Origin of the sequence: Anaeromyxobacter terrae, from assembly GCF_022690685.1 — a bacterium.
Classification (GTDB): Bacteria; Myxococcota; Myxococcia; order Myxococcales; family Anaeromyxobacteraceae; genus Anaeromyxobacter; species Anaeromyxobacter terrae.
Genome location: NZ_JALCYY010000035.1, coordinates 1 through 18,327, shown reverse-complemented (window position 1 = coordinate 18,327; position 18,327 = coordinate 1). Strand labels below are relative to the sequence as shown.

At 73.1% G+C, this 18,327-nt stretch carries 18 protein-coding genes; 13 read left to right on the top strand and 5 right to left on the bottom strand.

All coding sequences use genetic code 11. From position 1 onward, the window contains the following. Positions 1-346 precede the first annotated feature (346 nt). Both MNY62_RS15960 and MNY62_RS15955 read left to right on the top strand, forming a co-directional pair. Positions 347-862 (top strand): superoxide dismutase family protein, encoded by a 516-nt coding sequence (locus MNY62_RS15960; RefSeq protein WP_242345179.1) that lies wholly within the window; start codon positions 347-349, stop codon positions 860-862. Between the two features lie 97 nt (positions 863-959). Continuing rightward, entirely contained in the window at positions 960-1,361 is a 402-nt protein-coding gene (locus MNY62_RS15955) for a four-helix bundle copper-binding protein (RefSeq protein ID WP_242345178.1), read from the top strand. A gap of 503 nt (positions 1,362-1,864) precedes the next feature. Here the strand turns inward: MNY62_RS15955 and MNY62_RS15950 are convergent. Then, positions 1,865-2,224 (bottom strand): pyridoxamine 5'-phosphate oxidase family protein, encoded by a 360-nt coding sequence (locus MNY62_RS15950; RefSeq protein WP_242345177.1) that lies wholly within the window; start codon positions 2,222-2,224, stop codon positions 1,865-1,867. Between the two features lie 214 nt (positions 2,225-2,438). Beyond that, positions 2,439-2,807, bottom strand: coding sequence for a hypothetical protein (locus tag MNY62_RS15945; protein ID WP_242345176.1), 369 nt, complete (start codon positions 2,805-2,807; stop codon positions 2,439-2,441). A 564-nt stretch (positions 2,808-3,371) separates the two neighbouring features. Here MNY62_RS15945 and MNY62_RS15940 point away from each other — a divergent pair. From MNY62_RS15940 to MNY62_RS15900, 9 genes are all read left to right on the top strand, one after another. Further along, positions 3,372-4,799, top strand: a complete 1,428-nt coding sequence (locus tag MNY62_RS15940) for a hypothetical protein (protein ID WP_242345175.1) — start codon at positions 3,372-3,374, stop codon at positions 4,797-4,799. 41 nt (positions 4,800-4,840) lie between these two features. Next, positions 4,841-5,431 carry a carboxypeptidase regulatory-like domain-containing protein gene (locus MNY62_RS15935; RefSeq protein WP_242345174.1) on the top strand — a complete coding sequence of 197 codons (591 nt, stop codon included), beginning with the start codon at positions 4,841-4,843 and terminating at the stop codon, positions 5,429-5,431. Positions 5,432-5,441: 10 nt separating this feature from the next. Continuing rightward, positions 5,442-5,981, top strand: a complete 540-nt coding sequence (locus tag MNY62_RS15930; RefSeq protein WP_242345173.1) for a cytochrome c3 family protein — start codon at positions 5,442-5,444, stop codon at positions 5,979-5,981. 6 nt (positions 5,982-5,987) lie between these two features. Beyond that, positions 5,988-8,888, top strand: a complete 2,901-nt coding sequence (locus MNY62_RS15925) for a molybdopterin dinucleotide binding domain-containing protein (RefSeq protein WP_242345172.1) — start codon at positions 5,988-5,990, stop codon at positions 8,886-8,888. Further along, positions 8,885-10,225: an NrfD/PsrC family molybdoenzyme membrane anchor subunit gene (gene nrfD, locus MNY62_RS15920; protein WP_242345171.1), complete on the top strand. Its 1,341-nt coding sequence runs from the start codon at positions 8,885-8,887 to the stop codon at positions 10,223-10,225. Before MNY62_RS15925 ends, nrfD begins: the two co-directional genes overlap by 4 nt. Next, on the top strand, positions 10,215-10,715 hold the full coding sequence (locus MNY62_RS15915; RefSeq protein ID WP_242345170.1) for a quinol:electron acceptor oxidoreductase subunit ActD: 501 nt from the start codon (positions 10,215-10,217) through the stop codon (positions 10,713-10,715). The genes nrfD and MNY62_RS15915 overlap by 11 nt, the downstream gene beginning before the upstream one ends. Further along, positions 10,705-11,256: a c-type cytochrome gene (locus MNY62_RS15910; protein ID WP_242345169.1), complete on the top strand. Its 552-nt coding sequence runs from the start codon at positions 10,705-10,707 to the stop codon at positions 11,254-11,256. Before MNY62_RS15915 ends, MNY62_RS15910 begins: the two co-directional genes overlap by 11 nt. Continuing rightward, positions 11,253-12,320 carry a hypothetical protein gene (locus MNY62_RS15905; RefSeq protein ID WP_242345168.1) on the top strand — a complete coding sequence of 356 codons (1,068 nt, stop codon included), beginning with the start codon at positions 11,253-11,255 and terminating at the stop codon, positions 12,318-12,320. The genes MNY62_RS15910 and MNY62_RS15905 overlap by 4 nt, the downstream gene beginning before the upstream one ends. A 172-nt stretch (positions 12,321-12,492) precedes the next feature. Continuing rightward, positions 12,493-13,350 (top strand): pirin family protein, encoded by an 858-nt coding sequence (locus MNY62_RS15900; protein WP_242345167.1) that lies wholly within the window; start codon positions 12,493-12,495, stop codon positions 13,348-13,350. A 42-nt stretch (positions 13,351-13,392) separates the two neighbouring features. Here MNY62_RS15900 and MNY62_RS15895 read toward each other — a convergent pair whose 3' ends face one another. Next, entirely contained in the window at positions 13,393-14,235 is an 843-nt protein-coding gene (locus tag MNY62_RS15895) for a PDC sensor domain-containing protein (RefSeq protein WP_242345166.1), read from the bottom strand. 517 nt (positions 14,236-14,752) lie between these two features. On the opposite strand from MNY62_RS15895, the gene MNY62_RS15890 reads away from it, so the two are divergent. Then, entirely contained in the window at positions 14,753-15,352 is a 600-nt protein-coding gene (locus MNY62_RS15890; protein ID WP_242345165.1) for a YceI family protein, read from the top strand. 67 nt (positions 15,353-15,419) lie between these two features. On the opposite strand, the gene MNY62_RS15885 is transcribed toward MNY62_RS15890, so the two are convergent. Together MNY62_RS15885 and MNY62_RS15880 are read right to left on the bottom strand one after the other, a co-directional pair. Beyond that, the gene (locus tag MNY62_RS15885) at positions 15,420-15,920 is read right to left on the bottom strand and encodes a rubrerythrin family protein (protein WP_242345164.1); all 501 of its coding nucleotides are present in this window, start codon (positions 15,918-15,920) and stop codon (positions 15,420-15,422) included. Between the two features lie 70 nt (positions 15,921-15,990). Continuing rightward, positions 15,991-16,233 (bottom strand): DUF2249 domain-containing protein, encoded by a 243-nt coding sequence (locus MNY62_RS15880; protein ID WP_242345163.1) that lies wholly within the window; start codon positions 16,231-16,233, stop codon positions 15,991-15,993. Between the two features lie 281 nt (positions 16,234-16,514). Here MNY62_RS15880 and MNY62_RS15875 point away from each other — a divergent pair, with 281 nt between their 5' ends. Then, positions 16,515-18,023, top strand: coding sequence for a Ppx/GppA phosphatase family protein (locus MNY62_RS15875; RefSeq protein WP_242345162.1), 1,509 nt, complete (start codon positions 16,515-16,517; stop codon positions 18,021-18,023). Positions 18,024-18,327: the final 304 nt, after the last annotated feature.

The following is an 18,327-nucleotide window of genomic DNA, read 5'->3' as shown; positions in this document are numbered from 1 at the left end:
GTTCCTCGCGGGCGGGTGCGCGTGCGAGCGCACTGTGAGGGGATCGGGAGGCCGATGTCCGAGCGGCGTGCGGCGGACAGTAGCAGAGGAACGGGCCCGATTTGCAATGCGTGTGGCCTGAAGACGGGCGCGATTGCTCAATCAATTGTTCGCGATCATCGGACGCCGCGACAGTCCGCCGCGCCCGCGACGCTACGCCGCGCTCGCGACTGCCCGCCACGCCTCGTCATGCATGGCAGCGTTCCCGCGTGAGCATCGGACCGCAGAGCTGACGCGTGCACTGCCCGCAAATGGGCGCCCCTTCCGGTCCGAGCCGGGGCAGCTCGGCGACCGTAGCTGTCCCCGCATGACCACTCGCTTCCTCTCCCTGTCCCTGGCCCTGGCCGTTCCACTCCTCGTCACTGCCGCGGATCCGTCCGCGAAGGCAGTCCTGAAGAGCGCCGACGGCAAGGAGGTTGGCACGGCCACGTTCACGCCCGCCGCGGGGGGCGTGAAGGTCGAGGTGGCGGTGGCCGGCCTCCCGCCGGGGAAGCACGGCATCCACATTCACGGAGCGGCGAAGTGCGAGCCGCCCGACTTCAAGTCGGCCGGCGGCCACTTCAACCCGTTCGGCAAGAAGCACGGCGTCCACAACCCCGAGGGCGTGCACGCGGGCGACCTGCCGAACCTGTCGGTGGGGAAGGACGGCAAGGCGAAGGCGACCTTCACCGCGAAGGGCGCGACCCTGGGCGCGGGCGAGGGCTCGCTGTTCGGGCCGGACGGCACGGCCCTGGTCGTCCACGCCGACCCCGACGACGAGAAGACGGATCCGGCGGGCAACTCTGGCGCGCGCATCGCCTGCGGCGTCATCGAGAAGCAATAGGAGGCCGACGCCTGGCAGCTCGCGCTCCGCCCGGCTTGTTCCACGGGGCGGCACCCCCAATGTTCCCTCCGAAGCGCTCAATCCAGGGGAGGGAGACATGGCCACCGTCAGCGGGCAGCAGGGCTTCCAGGCGACCTTCCAGGCCACGCCGCACTTCAGCCACATGGACGAGCAGATGCGGCGGTGCATCCAGGAGTGCCTGTCGTGCTTCAGCGTGTGCGAGCAGACGCTCGCGCACTGCCTGAAGAAGGGCGGCAAGCACGCGGCGGCCGATCACGTGAAGCTCCTCATGGACTGCGCGGAGAGCTGCCGCATGAGCGCCGCGCTCCTGTCGCGCGAGTCCGTGTTCCACCTCCACCAGTGCGCGACGTGCGCCGAGATCTGCAAGGCGTGCGAGGAGTCCTGCGAGGAGTTCGCGGGCGACGCGCAGATGAAGGCTTGCGCCGACGCGTGCCGCTCGTGCGCCGAGGCATGCAGCACGATGGCGGCGATGGCGTAGCGCGGGCCGGAGCCCGGCGGCTCGCCGGGCTCCCCATCACGCCGTGAGCGCCCCCTGGGACGCGGGCCACCGCGACCCCGGGCCCCACTCGACCTCGACCCCGACCTCGACCGAGGCCCGAGGCCCGAGCCCGAGCCCGAGCCCATCACCACCCCGCCCGCAGCGCGCCGCCCCACGTGGCGGGACCTCGCGCCCGCAGGCGGGCCACTGGACGCGGTAGGCACCGCCCCGACCCACGGACCGCAATGCAACGCGGTCGGCCTAGGCGACGTCGCCCACGTGCAGCCCCCGCCCGCAGCCCCGCGTTGCCGGCGGCGTCTGGCGGACGGCACCGCCCCCCGTACCTTGTCCCCGTCCATCGTGGCCCGCCGAGGACGTGAGGTCCCGTCCCGGCGGCGCGCCAAGGTGACCTCGACCGCGGCGATGCGGCCCCGAGCGACCCCACCCTCGCCCTCGACCCCGACCCCGACCGCCAGGTGTGCTGGAGGCGAGGGCCGGAGGCGCTAGCCGAGCACCTTCTCCGCCTGCGTGACGCGCAGCAGCACGGCGGCGCGGCACCACGGGAAGTCCCGCTTCAGCAGCTCGTGGACAGGCGTGCCCACCTGAAACTCCGCGCGGCCGGAGAGGCGGAAGCCGACCCCCTTCGGATTCTTGGCCCCGACGATCATCTGCACCTCGCTGCCGCTCCGGACGTTCTCCTCGGTCCGCCGGTATCCGCCAGCCGGGAACGCGATGGTGTCGTCGTCGAGCACACGGAGGTAGCTGTTCCACGTCGCGACGAGGTGCGGCCCCTTCGGCCCCTGCGTCACGAAGGCGGCCGAGCTCTCCTGCGTCAGCGCTGCGCGGATCTCCTCTGAAATCATGAACGCACTCCTCCTGGCGCTCGCGCGCGTCCCTCGCGCGCGACGTTGCCCGGACTCCCATAACGCCGACGCGAGGAGCGGAGGGTTTGAATCGAAGCGCGCGTTGCCCCGGCGGAGCGTTTCCGGCAGGAGGGCAGCCCCGTGGACGGCGCGGAGCGGCAGGGCGGGCCGCAGAGCGCGTGAGTCGCGCATCGTCCGCGCCGTCCTCCCCGGCTCATCCTCCCTGGAGATACCAGGCCTGGTCCGTGACTGAACCCGGCAGCGGGGCGTCAGGGCCGGTCGTGACCTCGAGCTTCTTCACCGCCTCCGTGTCGCCCGACCCCGAGTAGCTCGCCCGGACCTCGTCGCCCTCCCGCACGTCCGAGAACGTCCCGCGCTGACCGTCCTTCAGGATCTGCGTGTCCTCGGTCACCTTGAGCGTTCCGCCCGAACCCGCGAGCTTGATCTCGCCGCGGGCGCGGTCGAGCTTCTTCACGGCTCCCGCGCGCGCGGGCGCGTTCGCCCCGTTCGCATACGCCGGAAGCGCCACGAGCAGTCCCGCCATCCCGAGGCCCGGCACCGTGAGCCATCTCCTTCGCCTCATCTCATCCTCCTTCTCCGGGGGACTCGAGGGCTCGACGCTCGTGCCGCGGTCTCCCCGGTCGCAGGAATCTGAGGCCGACGCCGGCGAACGCGATCGCCCGGACGCGTGACAAGACTCGACCACAGGCGGTCGCCGCGGACGGCAGGCCGCCCTCGTGGCGACCACGCGGGAAGCACGCCGGTCGTGCCTCGGGTGCCGTGCGCGGGATCCCCCTCCCACTCGTTGCCGAGGCATGGGAGCGACCCGCAACGAGCTCGCGCGGGCGTGGGTCCCCGACCAGGCCCTCGCATCGCTCGCGCGCTTCTCGGTGCGCCAGGGATCCGCCGTGACCCGCGCCGCTTCGCGCGCCCCGCCGGAGGGAACCCGTCCCTCGGAAGGCCTCGGGCGTGGTGGCGCCCGGCACCCAGGGCGGCGTTCAACGGGGGCGCCCCCTCACGAGGTCGTCTCGCGGGCGCGCCATTCACATACGGTGCACCCGTCGTCGTCTGCCTCGATCCCGCGGCTCCGACGTCGCACCGCTCGGCGGTGAGCTCGAGCGTGCGGCGCGTCCGACGAGAGGGCGCCATGAAGCTCCGGGTCTGCTTCGCGCTGCAGCTCTCCTTCCTCGCAGCCATCGCCTCCGCCCCGTCGCGTGCCGCCGGCATCCCGGCCTTCGCGCGCAAGTACGAGACGAGCTGCCTCACCTGCCACTCGGTCTACCCGCGCCTCACGCCCTTCGGCGAGGCGTTCCGGCGGAATGGCTATCGCTTCCCCGGCGTCGACAGCGACTACGTGAAGCAGGGGACCCTCGTGATGGGTCAGGAGGCGAACAAGAAGACCTTCCCGAAGTCGGTGTGGCCTTCGTGGATCCCCGCGTCCGTCCCGCTCGCGATCGGCGTGAACGGTCAGGCGCTCTACTACCCGGACAAGGGCGCGAGCGTCCCGCGGGCGAACAACGACGCGCAGTTCGTCCTCGACGATCTCGTGGCAGAGGGGCACCTGTGGGCAGGCGCCGCGCTCGACGACACGGTCACCCTGTGGGGAGAGCTGACGCTGTCGTCGAGCGGCGCGGACGTGGAGCACGCCCAGGTGCTCCTGAACGACCTCGTCGGCCCGAAGCACCTCGTGAACCTGGTCGTGGGGAGGGGCTTCCCCACGCTCACGAGCTTCGGCCCGCACTCGTCCTACCTGGGCGACGCCCGCGTCACGACCGTGCCGGTCACCGCGATCTACGGGCTCTCGACCGACCCCTTCACCCTCGTCGACGACTACAACGGCCTCGAGGTGACCGGCGTCGTCGCCGGCCAGGCCGACTACTCGGCGGGTGTGAGCACCGGGAAGAACACCTTCGGAACTCGGTTCAACAGCGAGAACTGGTACGCGCACGCCGGCTACAAGCTCGGCGGGCTGCGGCTCGACGGCGAGGGCGCCCAGGGCCCGAAGGACGCCATGAAGCCGTGGGCCGAGGACGCGGTGACGGTGGACGCCTTCGTCTACCACTCGCGCGAGTACTTCCCGACGCCGGGCGCAACGGACACCGCTACCGGCGACAGCTCCTTCACCGTCGGTGGCGCCGTCCGCGCCCAGCTCGCCTCGCTCGAGCTCGACCTCGGCGGCTACGACCAGAAGCACGACCGCGGGACCGCGGGACTCGCCTCGGTGCACACGGACGTCGAGTGGGCGGAGCTGAGCTACGTGCTCTACCCGTGGATGGTGCCGGCGGTCCGCGTGGAGCGGATCGGGCTCCGCCCGTCGGACGGCGCGGACGTCGCCGATCTCCACGTGATGCCGGGCATCGCCTTCCTGCTCCGGGCGAACGTGAAGGCGATCCTCGTCGCGAACATCGAGACGACGGACGGCTTCCCGGGCGACGCGACCGGGGGGCTGCTCCCGTGGAGCGGCGGGAACGCCGACTGGGGCGGCTTCGTGGTGGCGCCGCGTGACACGTCCACGGCGACGAGCCGCATGAGCGAGTTCGAGTCGATCGCGCTGTTCATCGCGTGGGCCATGTGAGCCGCATGGCGACGCGAAGGTCACCGCGCAAGGAGGCGTCCATGACCCACCGTGGCATCGTTCGAAGCATCGCCGTCGCGCTCTGCGCCGCCGCGGCCATCCCCGCGCTCGCGCAGAACGGCACCATCACCGGCAAGGTCGAGGCCACGCCGCCGAAGTACCTCGCCGAGACCGTCGTGTACGTGAAGCAGGCACCCGGGACATTCGCGCCGAAGAGCGAGGCGATGGACCAGAAGGGCCTCGCGTTCATCCCCCACGTCCTCGTGATCACGAAGGGCGACACGGTGAAGTTCCTGAACCACGACAACGTGGCGCACAACGTCTACTCGCCGGACGTGGATCCGTACAACCTCGGCACGTTCAAGCAGAACGAGCTGCGGACGCACACGTTCACGAAGGAGGGCGCGTACTCGCAGCTCTGCAGCATTCACCCGGAGATGCTCGGGTACGTCTTCGTGAACCAGAACCCGTACGCCGCCGCGGTCGACGCCAAGGGGAGCTTCACGATCAAGGACGTGCCCCCCGGCACGTACAAGCTCGAGGTGTGGAACTCGCATCTGAAGGCGCCGGAGAAGAGCGTGACGGTCGCCGCCGGGAAGACGGTGACGGAGAGCTTCTCGCTCAAGCGATGAGGAGGTGAGCGTGAGGCGCGTGCGGTCCCCGCATTCCGGCGCGCTCGCCGCAGCCGGGGGCGCGCTCGCGCTCCTGTGTGCCGCGGCCGCGTCCGGCCCGCGACAGCCGATCGCCTTCAGCCACCGGATCCACGCCGGCGAGCTCGGGATCGGCTGCACCTCGTGCCACGTCTACGCGGAGCGCGCCCCCGTCGCCGGCATCCCGTCGATGGCGCGCTGCCAGGGATGCCACAAGTTCGTGAAGGAGGACCCCGAGCACCCGCAGGTCACCGCGGAGCTGAAGCCCCTCGTCGAGATCCTGGCGAACGGCACCGCCATCGAGTGGATCCGCGTGTACCGCGTCCCCGACCACGTCCACTTCACCCACGAGCGGCACGTCCTCGCCGGCGTGCGCTGCCAGGAGTGCCATGGCGAGGTGGAGAAGATGGACGTCCTGAGCCAGGTGACGCCGCTCACCATGGGCTGGTGCCTCGGGTGCCACCACGAGAAGCAGCGGGAGAAGCCCGAGGGACGCGCCCGGCTCACCGAGTGCGTCACCTGCCACAAGTGAGGAGCCGTGTCCGATCCGAGCCAGCGGCCCGTCGGCCGAAGGACGTTCCTCCAGGTGGCCGGCGCCGCCGGGGCTGCGAGCGTCGCCGCGGGGTGCTCGCCCCGCGCGGCGGTCCAGAAGCTCGTCCCCTGGATCGTGCCGCCCGACGACGTCGTCCCCGGGCAGCCGCTCTTCTACCGGACGCTCTGCCGCGAGTGCGCGGCCGGCTGCGGGGTCACGGCGCGCACGCGCGAGGGGCGCGCGGTCAAGCTCGAGGGGAACCCGGAAGATCCGATCGGCCGCGGCGCGCTGTGCGCCCGCGGACAGGCGGCGCTCCAGGCGCTCTACCACCCCGAGCGTTTCAAGGGGCCGCTCCGGCGCGGCGCGGGCGGCGCGCTCGCGCCCACGTCCTGGGACGAGGCAGAGGACGCGCTCGCGCAGGCGCTCGCGGCGGCGCAGGCGAAGGGGCCGGGGAGGATCCGGCTCCTGACGCGCCTCGAGCCGGGCGCCACCGGGGCGGTCCAGCGCGCCTTCATGAAGGCCGTCGGGGCGCGCCCCGAGGATCGCGTCGTCCTGGAGCCGCTCGATCCCGCCCCGCTCCGGCGCGCCAGCGAGGCGCTGTTCGGGCGCGCCGAGCTGCCCGTCCTCGACCTCTCCGCGGCGCGCTCGATCGTGTCGTTCGGCGCCGACCTCGTCGAGACCTGGCTCTCGCCGGTGGAGCTGGCGCGCCAGCTCGCCGCCGCCCGCGGCCGGCTGGGCGCGGAGCGCGCGAGGCTCACCTGGGTGGGCCCGCGGCTCGCGCTCACGGGCGTGTCGGCGGACCGCTGGATCAGGTGCCGGAGCGGCGGCGAGCTCGCCGTCGCCCTCGGGATCCTGCGCGCTCTCGTCGAGCCCGCGCGCGGGGTCCCCGTGCCGGAGGAGCTCCGCGCGGTCGTCCCGCGCCTGCAGCGACTCGCACCCGAGGAGCTGGCCGCGCGCGCCGGCGTCCCGTCGGGCGAGCTCGAGCGCCTCGCGCGGGAGCTCGCGCGCAGGCGCCCCTCCGCGCTCCTCGGCCCCGGCGCGCAGGCGCAGGGGCCGGAGGCGACGCAGCTCGCGGCGGTCGTCCTCCTCGCGAACGTCGCGCTCGGGAACGTCGGGCGCACGCTGCGTTACGGCCTGGACGCGCGCGAGGACGTCCCGTCGTCCGCCGCGGACCTGCGCGCGCTGCTCGGCGCGATGTCGGCGGGCGAGGTGGACGTCCTGCTCGTCCAGCACGCGGACCCGGTCGGCACGCTCCCCACGGCGCTCCACGCAGCGGACGCGCTCGCGAAGGTCCCGCTCGTCGCGAGCTTCGCGCTCCGGCCGGACGCCACCACGGCGCGCGCGCACCTCGTCCTCCCCGACCACCACACGCTCGAGTCCTTCGGCGACGCGGTCGCGCGCGACGGCGTCGTGAACCTCGCCCAGCCCGTGATGACGCCGCTCGCCGACACGCGGCAGGCGATGCAGGTGCTCCTGGAGCTCGGCGGCAAGCTGCCGGTGCCGGCGAGCTTCCCCTCGACGGACCCGTACGACGTCGTGCTGGCGCGCGCCGCGGAGCACGCCACCCGGGCGACGGGTGCACCGCCCGCCGACGTCGCGCCGGTGCACCGGGAGGCGCTGCAGCGGGGCGGCTACTGGTGGGATCCGGAGCCGCGGCCGCCCGTCCGGCTGCGGCCTGGGGCGGCCGAGCCGTTCCTCGCGCTGCCTCCGCCTCCGGCGGCGGACGGCGCGCTGGACCTCGTCGTCTTCCCGACGGCGCTCCGTGGCGACGGCCGCGGTGCCGATCTGCCCTGGCTCCGCGACGTGCCCGACGCGCTCTCGAGCGTCTCCTGGAGCCCGTGGCTCGAGGTCTCGCCGGCCACCGCGGCGCGCCTCGGCGTCGGCACGGGCGACCTCGTCTCGATCGAGACCGCCGCGGGACGCGCGGAGGTTCCCGCCTACGTGTTCGCCGGCATCCGCGACGACGCGGTGGCCCTCCCCTTGGGCGCCGAGGTGCTCTCCGTGCTGCCCGCGAGCGCCGGCGCAGCGTTCTACTGGGCCGCGCGAGCCACCGTCGCGCGCGCGGGGCGACGGACGCGGCTCCCGCTGCTGGAGGGGAGCCCCTACCAGCACGCGCGCGAGCTCGTGCCCGTGGTGACGGCGGCGGCGCCCTCCCCTCGCCGCCCCGATCTCTCGGCGAGGATGTACCGCGAGCCCGACCACCCCGAGCACCGGTGGGCGATGGTGATCGACCTCGACCGCTGCACCGGGTGCCAGGCCTGCGTCGTCGCGTGCACCGCGGAGAACAACGTGCCGGTGATGGGCGCGGACGCCGCACGCGAGGGACGCTACATGGGCTGGATCCGCGTGGAGCGCTACCTCGGCGACGAGCCCGGCGGCGAGCTGGACGTGCGGCTCCTGCTCATGCTCTGCCAGCACTGCACCAACGCGCCCTGCGAGCCGGTCTGCCCCGTGTACGCGACGTATCACACGCCGGAGGGGCTGAACGCGCAGATCTACAACCGCTGCGTGGGCACGCGGTACTGCTCGAACAACTGCCCCTACAAGGTTCGGACGTTCAACTGGCGCGACGCTCGCTTCGAGCGCCCCCTCGACCTGCAGCTCAACCCGGACGTCACGGTCCGCTCGCGCGGCGTCATGGAGAAGTGCACGTTCTGCATCCAGCGGATCCGGTACGCCGAGAACCTGGCCCGCGACGAAGGGCGCCACGTGGCGGACGGAGAGATCCAGCCCGCCTGCGCGCAGACGTGCCCCGCGCAGGCCATCACCTTCGGCGACGCGAAGGACCCCGCCTCGCGCGTGAGCCGCCTCGCGCGCGACGGACGCGCGTTCCGCGCGCTCGAGGCGGTGAACGCCGGGCCCGCCATCACCTACCTCGCCCGCGTCCGGCCGGAGGCGGAGCCGTGAGCGCCACGGAGTCCTTCCGCTCGATCGAGGACACCGTCCGCGCGACGCACGGCCGCCCCGGCCCCGCGTACTGGATCGGCCTCGCCCTCGCCGGCGGCGTCGCCGCGTTCGGAGCGTGGTCCTACTCGCTCATCGTCCGGACCGGACTCCACTGGACGGGCCTCCAGCGCCCCGGGATGTGGGGGAACCTGATCACGGACTTCGTGTTCTGGGTCGGCATCGCCCACTCCGGCACGCTCATCAGCGCGATCCTCTTCCTGTTCCGGGCGCGGTTCCGGACCGCGGTCTACCGCGTCGCGGAGATGATGACCGTCTTCGCCGTGATGACGGCGGGGCTCTACCCGATCCTGCACCTCGGGCGGCCGTGGTTCGCGTACTGGCTCTTCCCGTACCCGAACCAGCGCGAGCTCTGGGTGAACTTCCGCTCGCCGCTCATCTGGGACGTGTTCGCGATCTCCACGTACCTCATCGTCTCGACGGTGTTCCTCCTCGTCGGCGTGGCGCCCGACGCGGCCGCGCTCCGCGAGCGCGCGACGGGGTGGCGGCGGCGGCTCTACGCGGTGCTCGCGTTCGGGTGGCGCGGCACGGACGAGCAGTGGCGCCACTACACGCGCGCGTACCTCTTCTTCGCCGCCTTCGCCACGCCGCTCGTCGTCTCGGTCCACAGCGTCGTGTCGTGGGACTTCGCCGTGTCCGTGCTCCCGGGCTGGCACTCGACGCTGTTCCCGCCCTACTTCGTGGCCGGCGCGATCCTCTCCGGCGTGGCGATGGTGATCCTCATCCTCGTCCCCCTCCGCCGCGCGTTCCGCCTCGAGGCGCTCATCACACCGCACCACCTGGACATGCTCGCTCGCCTCATCGTGCTGACCGGGCTCGTCGTCACCTACTCGTACGCGACCGAGATCCTGCTCGCGCTCCAGGAGCCCGCAGGCGACCCGGAGCGCAGCACGTTCCTCTACCGGATGACCGGCCCCTACGCGCCGGTGTTCTGGACGATGGTGCTCTGCAACTGCGTCGGCCCCGTCCTGCTGATCATCCCGGCCGTGCGCCGCCGGACCGCCGTGCTCTTCGGGATCTGCGTCGCGATCACGGTCGGGATGTGGCTCGAGCGGTTCAACATCGTGGTGACGTCGCTCTCGCACGACCGGCTGCCGTTCGACTGGCGCGTTTACGTGCCGACCTGGGTCGAGTGGGCGGTCACCGCCGGCGCGTTCGGCTGGTTCTTCTTCCTGTTCCTCGTCGGCTTGAAGCTCGTGCCGCCGGTCTCGATCGCCGAGCTGAAGGAGGAGGCCGCGCACGCGCCCGCCGGCGCCGAGGAGGCGACCCATGGCCGTTGAGGGCCGCGTGCTCGGGATGTTCGCGGAGCCGGGCGGCGCCGCTCGCGCGGTGCGCGCGCTCCGCGCCGCGCACTTCGAGGTCGAGACCGCCATGCCCGCGCCGTTCCCCGAGGTGATCGCCGCGCTCGGCAAGCCGCGGAGCGGCCTCGGCGCGGTGACGTTCTCGGGGGCGCTCCTCGGGCTCCTCGCGGGCGTGCTCCTCACGGTCGGGACGTCCGTCGCATGGCCCCTCGTGACCGGCGGCAAGCCGATCGTCTCCGTCCCGCCGTTCGTGATCGTCGTCTTCGAGGTGACGGTCCTCGTCGGCTCGCTCACGAACCTCGCGGCGGTCGTCGCAGGCGCCGCCCTCGGCGCGCGGCGCCAGGCGACCGCGGCCCGGCTGGGCGCGACCGGGGATCGCATCGCGGTCGTCGCGTCGGCGGGCGACGCCTCCGGCGCCGGACGGATCCTGCGCGAGAGTGGGGCGGAGGAGGTCCGCGATGTCGCGTAGCGCACGGATCCCGGCGCTCGCGCTGCTCGCGGCCGCCGCCGCGGCTTTCGGGTGCAGGAACGACTGGCGCACGGACATGTGGTACCAGCCGTCGATCCGGCCGGAGGAGGCGCCGCGGCCGCAGCCGGACCGCTCGGTGCCGCTCGGCGCCGGGCCGCGCTACGAGAGCCGCGACGACACCGAGGACCTGAAGGACCCGGTGCCGGCGACGCCGCGCTCCCTCGCGCGTGGCCAGGCGCTCTTCGCCGCCCGGTGCTCTCCGTGCCACGGCAAGGACGGGCGCGGAGGCGGGCCGGTGTCGCGGCTCTTCCCGCCCGCGCCGGACCTCGCCTACGTCAAGGTCCGCGAGCGCTCCGACGGGTTCGTCTGGGGGACGGTGAGCTACGGCGGGAAGGCGATGCCGCCCGCGCGCGAAGGGCTCACCGTCCAGGACCGGTGGGACCTCGTCAACTGGGTGCGCGAGATCCAGCGGGTGGCCCCGGTCGTCACCGTGCCGCCGCTCCCGCCAGAGGCGCCGCCGGGCGGCGGAGGAACGCCATGACCCCGCTCGGCAGTGGGCCGGCCGCCGCCGGCCGGCCGCTCTCCAGGCTCGCCGTGGCGCTCGTCGCCGTGGGCGCCGCCGGGTTCGTCGCGGGAGCGCTCTCGGGGCACGCCACCGCCGCCTTCGCGGCGCTCGACGCGAGCTGGCTCTTCTTCGCGGGCCTCGCAGCCGGCGCGGTGGCGCTCGGCGCGGCGGTGCGCGTGACGCACGGCGGCTGGGCGCGACCGATCCTGCCCATCGCGGACGCGGCGGCAGGCTTCTTCCCCGCCGCCCTGGCCCTCCTCGTGCTGCTGGTCCTCGGCGCCCGCACGTTCATCCCCTGGACCGGCGAGGCGTCCGCGGGGCGGCTCGCGTTCCTCGGAGCGCGGCTGCTCGTCGCCGCCGCGCTGGTCTTCGCGCTCGGGTGGCGCGTCGTCGCCCTGGGCCGCGCAGGCGACACGAGCGGACCGCGCCTCCGCGCCGCGAGCGTGGCGTACGTCCTGGCGTACGCGGTGGGGCTCTCGTTCTGGGCGTTCGACCTCGTCATGGAGCTCTCCGAGGCGCCGCCGTACACGGTCCTCCCCGCCTACTACTTCCTCGGCGCCTTCCTCTCGGGCCTGGCGTGGGTGGCGCTCGTCGCCGTCGGGCGGGACGTCGCGGGTCCCGACCTGCGGCACGATCTCGGGAAGCTCCTCTTCGCGTTCATCGTGGTGTGGAGCTACCTGCTCTGGGCGCTGTTCCTGCCGACCTGGTACGGCAACGTCCCGGAGGAGTCCGCGGCGCTGCTCCGCCGCTCCCGCGGGCCGTTCGGGCCCGTCAGCGTCCTCGTGCTCGTGGCGGTGTTCGCGTGGCCGTTCTGGCTGCTCTTCTCCGAGCGCCTGAAGCGGCGGCGCGCGACGCTCGCGGCCGGGGCCGGGGCGATCCTCGTCGGGCTCTGGTTGGAGCGGTTCCTCCTCGTCGTGCCATCCCTCGCCGCGACGGGCGGGGTCGTGTCGGTCCTCGTCGGCGCGTGCGTCTCGCTCGGCGTCGCGGGCCTGTTCCTCCTCGGCGCCGGGGCGCGGGTCACGGGCGCCCGACCGGCGTGAGCCGCCGGCCGAGCGAGGCGTCATGGACGGCGGTGCGCTTCTTGCGGACGTGAAGAGGTTGTCGAATCCGGACGCGCCGGATAGGTCGTTCCGCCGGCGGAACGGAGTGGTGCGGGAGCGGCCGTGGTCCCGTTCCCCGCCGCCGTTATCCCTCCTCACCAGGAGGACGCGGATGATCGAACGAGGCCTGAAGGACGTGGTGACCCCCATCGCGGCGAGCGACGGCGCCGGGGTGCGGCTCAGGCGCAGCATCGCCACCGAGCGGCTCGACCACCTCGACCCGTTCTTCCTCTTCGACCACTTCGGATCCGAGGACGCGAACGACTACATCGCGGGGTTCCCGATGCACCCGCACCGGGGCATCGAGACCATCACCTACATGCTCGACGGCAGCGTGGCCCACCGCGACAGCCTCGGGAACTCGGGCGTCATCGGCGCCGGCGACGTGCAGTGGATGACCGCGGGGAGCGGCATCCTGCACGAGGAGATGCCGAAGGTCGGGCCGCGCCGGCTCGACGGCTTCCAGATCTGGGTGAACCTCCCCGCGAAGCTCAAGATGACCCGGCCGCGCTACCAGGACGTCCCCGCGAGCGCCATCCCCGACGTCGTGCGCCCCGACGGCGCCCGCGTCCGCGTGGTGGCGGGCGAGGTGGACGGCGTCGCAGGCGCGGTGCGCGAGATCTTCGCCGGACCGACGTACCTCGACGTCGCGCTCCCCGCCGGCCGGAGCTTCGAGCAGCCGGTGCCGCGCGGCCACACCGCGATCCTCTACGTCTTCCAGGGAGAGGTGAGCGTGGGCGGCGCGGTGCCGTCGCGCGCCCCGGCCATCCGGGCCCCGCTGCTCGCCATCCTGGAGGACGGCGACGTCGTCCGCGTCCACGCCGCCGGCGCGCCGGCGCGCTTCCTGCTCCTGTCGGCGCAGCCGCTCCACGAGCCGTACGCCCGCTACGGCCCCTTCGTCATGAACACGCGCGAGGAGATCGCCGAGGCGCTCGCGGAGCTCCGCGCGGGCACGTTCATCAAGGGGTGATGCGGCGCGAGGTCGGGTCCGAAGGTCGAGGTACTGGCGCCGTCACCGCCTCGCGCCCATCCCCCCCACCGGCGTCGCGGTGCTGGCGCTCTGCGGCGCCTGGACGAGGCCGAAGGCGTACCACCACCCGGTCACGGCGGACTTGCGGAACACGACCGTCCGCTGCTTCTCACGGAACGTGTACCGCACCACGCCCTCGTTCTTCGACAGCATCTCCGTGAAGGCCTTGTCGACCTCCGGCCCGAGCAGCTTCGGGTTCGTGAAGACGAGCATGGGGTCCCAGACGATCGCGAGGAGCGGCGTCGCGTCGAAGGTGTAGAAGATGAGGTCGTCGCCGAGGTTCATCTCCTCGCGGATCCGGGCGCTCAGCTTGTCGAGGTAGATCGACGCGCCGAGGACGCCGACCACGGAGCCGTCGCGGCCCTTCACCGGCACGGCGACGATGACGACGCCCTTGCCCGTCGCCTTGCTGACGACGAGGTCGCCGACCACCGTCTTCCCCGCGAGGGCCTTCGGAAAGTAGGCCCGCGAGGAGAGGTTGCCCTTCTCGCGGCCGTTCTGGACGCTCCAGTACGACCCGTCCGGCAGCGCGAACCAGTTGAGCGCGGCGGCGTTCCCCTTGCCGACCTCGCCGAGCTGCCGCTCGATGGTGCCCCAGTCGGCGGAGCGCGTCTGCTCGGACAGCGCGAGCACCTGGAGCGAGTCGGCCATCTTCTGCATGTGGCCGTCCACGATGGCGACGAGCGCCGCGAGCCCGACCTTCGCGTCCACCTTGAAGGCCGCAGCCTCCTCGCGTGCCGGCGGGGGTGCGGCGCGTGCGATGCCGCTCGCCAGCGCCAGCGCCAGCGAGAAGATCCCGAATGCGCGTCTCGATGCCTCGAGCATGGCCTCCTCCTTCCACGCCGGCCGGGTCGCGTCGCGCGGCGACGGGCGGGCACGGGGCCCCAGCCTCTCGTCGCGCACGCCTCGACCGGTCACCCCACGATACGCCGCGGCCTACGCTCACCTGCGAGTGGGCGCGAGGGTTGTCGGGCTCGGACGAAGGGTGTGCCCGCATCGCGGTGAGGCGAAACCCCGTGCGCGTCCCTGGCACACCGATTGGCGTGGACAGCCGCGCGCCGCGACGCTCGCCCGATCGCTCCGAGCGTTCGGTCGCTGCCGGTCGCCCGCGTGGCCGCGGCCGCTGAACCCGCCGCGACGCTCGCCCGGGCGGCCGGGCGCGTCGGCCATTGTTGCTGATTCAGGAACACAGCTATGCAGAGCGGCAGATTGCGCCACTCGGGGAACGGCGCCAAGACTACGCCCGTACCGAGCGGCACGGGGCGCACGTCCGGGAGACGATCGCCCCAGGGAGATCCCGGCCGCCGCAGCACCCCACGCTCTCCCCGAAGGAAGACCGAACATGAAGAAGCTCCTCGCCTCGCTCGTCGCCGTCGCCCCCATGCTCGCGCTCGCCGCGCCGGCCGCCTGGAACGTCGACGCGTCTCACTCCCAGGTCGGCTTCGCCGTGAAGCACCTCGTCATCTCGACGGTCCGCGGCGAGTTCACGAAGTACACGGGTGTCGCGCAGCTCGACGACGCGGATCCGGCGAAGTCGACCGTCGAGGTGACGATCGACGCGAACAGCATCGACACCCGCGTCGCCGACCGCGACGCGCACCTCAAGTCGCCCGACTTCCTCGACACGGCGAAGTACCCGGCCATCACCTTCAAGTCGGCCAAGGTCACGAAGGCGGGCAAGGGCAAGCTGAAGGTCGCGGGCGACCTCACCCTCCACGGCGTCACGAAGCCCGTCACGCTCGACGTGACGACCTCGCCCGAGGTGAAGGGCATGTTCGGCGAGACGCGCCGCGCGTTCTCGGCGGCCACGAAGATCAGCCGCAAGGACTACGGCCTCGTCTGGAACAAGCTCGTCGAGGCCGGCCCGGCGGTCGGCGACGAGATCGCCATCACGCTCGACGTCGAGCTCGTGAAGGACGCCCCGAAGACCGCCTCCAGGTGACGACGGCTGGCGCGCCTTCACCCGGGCCGGCTCCGCGACCGCGGGGCCGGCCCGAGCCGTCTCCGGGCTACGCGACCTTCTGGTACTTCGCGCCCGCCGCGCCGCACACCGGGCACTTCTCCGGCGGGACGCCGAACTCGACGTCACCGCAGGCGGGGCACACGTAGACGTCCATCCTCGACAGGTCCTGCCCGGACTGGAGCGCCGCGAGCGCCTGCCCGAAGAGGTTCGCGTGGACGCTCTCGACCCGGTTCGCCCAGTCGAGCATCGTCCTCGCCTTGTGGCCCTCGGCGGCCGCCTGCGCGACCATCGGTGGGTACATCTCCGTGAACTCGTACGTCTCGCCGGCGAGCGCCTCCTTCAGGTTCTCGAGGGTCGAGCCCACGCCGCCCATGTTCTGGAGGTGGGCGAGCGCGTGGACCGTCTCTGCGTCCGCCGCGGCGCGGAAGAGCCTCGCGATCTGCGGGTAGCCCTCCCTCTCGGCCTTCATCGCGAACGCGAGGTACTTCCGGTTCGCCTGGCTCTCGCCAGCGAAGGCGACCTTCAGGTTCTCCACGGTGCTCGGCATCGGGACTCCTTCCCTGGACAGGTGAAGGAGCGTTCTACGACGCGGCGCAGCTCCCGAGCCAGGACACGGCTCAGGGACTCGCTCTCCTCGCGATGCGGACGCGCCAGTCGACCGGGCCGCGCTCGAGGTACTCGGACTCGGCCTGACCGGGCCGCACGAACCTGAACTGCTGCAGGAGCGGCGCCGGGTCGTGGTCGTTCACGAGCACGAGCGCCTCCCCTGGCCCGAGCGCGTCGAACGTCTGGAACACGAGGCCATGCCGCAGCTCCGGCGGCAGCTTGCGAAGGTCGAGCTCACGAGGCGATGCGGTCATCGGGAGAGGCTCCTCCGGGGATGGGGTGTCGAGCGCGGGGGTTGCACCTCCCATGCCTCCGCGGGCAGCGCGCCGCAGCGACGCCGCCTCGGGCCGCCCGCCCCGCTGCCCCCCAGCGATTCCCTGCGAGCGCGTCCACCCTTGCACCGGCGCGCCCGGGCCGCGATCGGCACCCTTTGGTGTTCCACGCCGTTCCGGACTGGAACGCGCCCGAGCTTCACCGGACCGAGGCCGTTCCGCGGGTCCGCGCGCGCGAATAGACTCGGTCACTGGGAGGCGGATTGGCGCACGACCACGAGGGACAGCCGCGCATCATCGCCGCGATCGACGTGGGGACGAACGCGGTGCGCCTCGAGATCGCGCGCCCGCTCCCGGACGGATCGCTCGAGACCCTCCACCAGGAGCGCGACCCCGTCCGCCCGGGCGAGGGGGTGTTCGCGACCGGCTCCATGTCGCGCGAGGTCGCCGACCGGCTCCTCGCGACGCTGCGCCGGTACGCGACCCTCTGCCGCCGCTACCACGCCACCGTGCGCGCCGTGGCGACGAGCGCCGTGCGCGAGGCGCGGAACCGCGACGAGCTCGTGAAGCGCGTGAAGCGCGAGACCGGGCTCGACCTCGAGGTCGTCTCCGGGCGCGAGGAGGCCCGCCTCATCTGCCGCGGCGTGCTGAACGGCCGGTCTCCGCGCGCGCGGGGGCTCGTCATCGACATCGGCGGCGGCTCGACCGAGGTCGCGACCGCCGTGGGCGAGGAGGCGAAGGAGCTCTACAGCGTCGGCCTCGGCGCGGTGAGGCTCACGGAGATCTTCGGGTCGGCGGGCAAGGTGTCGTCCCAGCGACTCGCGGCGATGCGCAGCTTCGCCGACGAGGCGTTCCGCGACTCCGTGCCGCGACGGCTGCCGCACGGCAACGTGGCCCTCGGATCGTCCGGGACGATCAACGCCATCGTCGCGGCGCACGGCGAGGGCCGGCGCATGACGCTCCGGAACGTGAAGCGCGCCGTCGAGGAGCTCGCCGATGAGTCCGTCGCGCAGCGACGCAGGCAGTTCGAGCCGAGGCGCGCGGAGATCATCGTCGCGGGCGCCGTGATCCTCGAGGCGGCGATGCGCCACCTCGGCCTCGAGTCGATCGTCGCGGTCGACACGGGGCTCCGGAACGGCATCCTCCTCGACCTCGCGCGGCGGTCGCCGGCGGCGGTCGCGGCCGCCCAGGCCTCCCGCGCCGCGGCGGCGCTCGCGTTCGGGCGCCGGTTCAACTTCGACGAGGGGCACGCGCGCCAGACGGCGCGCCTCGCGCTCGACCTCTTCGACCAGCTCGCCGACCTCCACGGGCTCCCGGCGAGCGCGCGCGGGCTGCTCGAGGCGGCGGCGATCCTCCACGACGTCGGTCACGCCGTCTCGCCGACCCGCCACCACAAGCACACCTTCTACCTCGTCTCCAGCGCCGACATCCCCGGCTTCTCCGACCGCGAGCGGCTCCTCGTCGCGCTCGTCGCGCGCTATCACCGCCGCAGCCCGCCCGAGCGCCACCGCCCCGACCTCGAGGACCTCCCCCTGGGCGAGTTCCGGCTCGTCCGGCGCCTCGTCGCCCTGCTCCGCATCGCGGACGCGCTCGACCGGAGCCACCACCAGCCGGTCGTCTCCGTCCGCGCGACCCGGAAGAACGGCGTCGTGAACGTGCTCGCGCGGACGCGCGCGCCGGTCGATCTCGAGCTATGGGACGTCGCCCGCGAGGCGCCGCTCTTCCGCGCCGTCTTCCACGCGCCGATCCACGTCGAGCGGGCGAGGAGGTAGGGCGGGGAGGAAGGGGGCCACGCGACCCCGACCCCGACCTCGACCCCGACCCCGACCCCGACCTCGACCCCGACCCCGACCCCGACCCCGACCTCGACCCCGACCCCGACCTCGACCCCGACCCCGACCCCGACCCCGACCCCGACCCCGACCCCGACCCCGACCTCGACCCGACCTCAACGACCGACGCCGAGCCCTCCACCCACCCCGCCCGCAGCGCGCCGCCCCACGTGGCGGGACCTCGCGCCCGCAGGCGGGCCACTGGACGCGGTAGGCACCGCCCCGACCCACGGACCGCAATGCA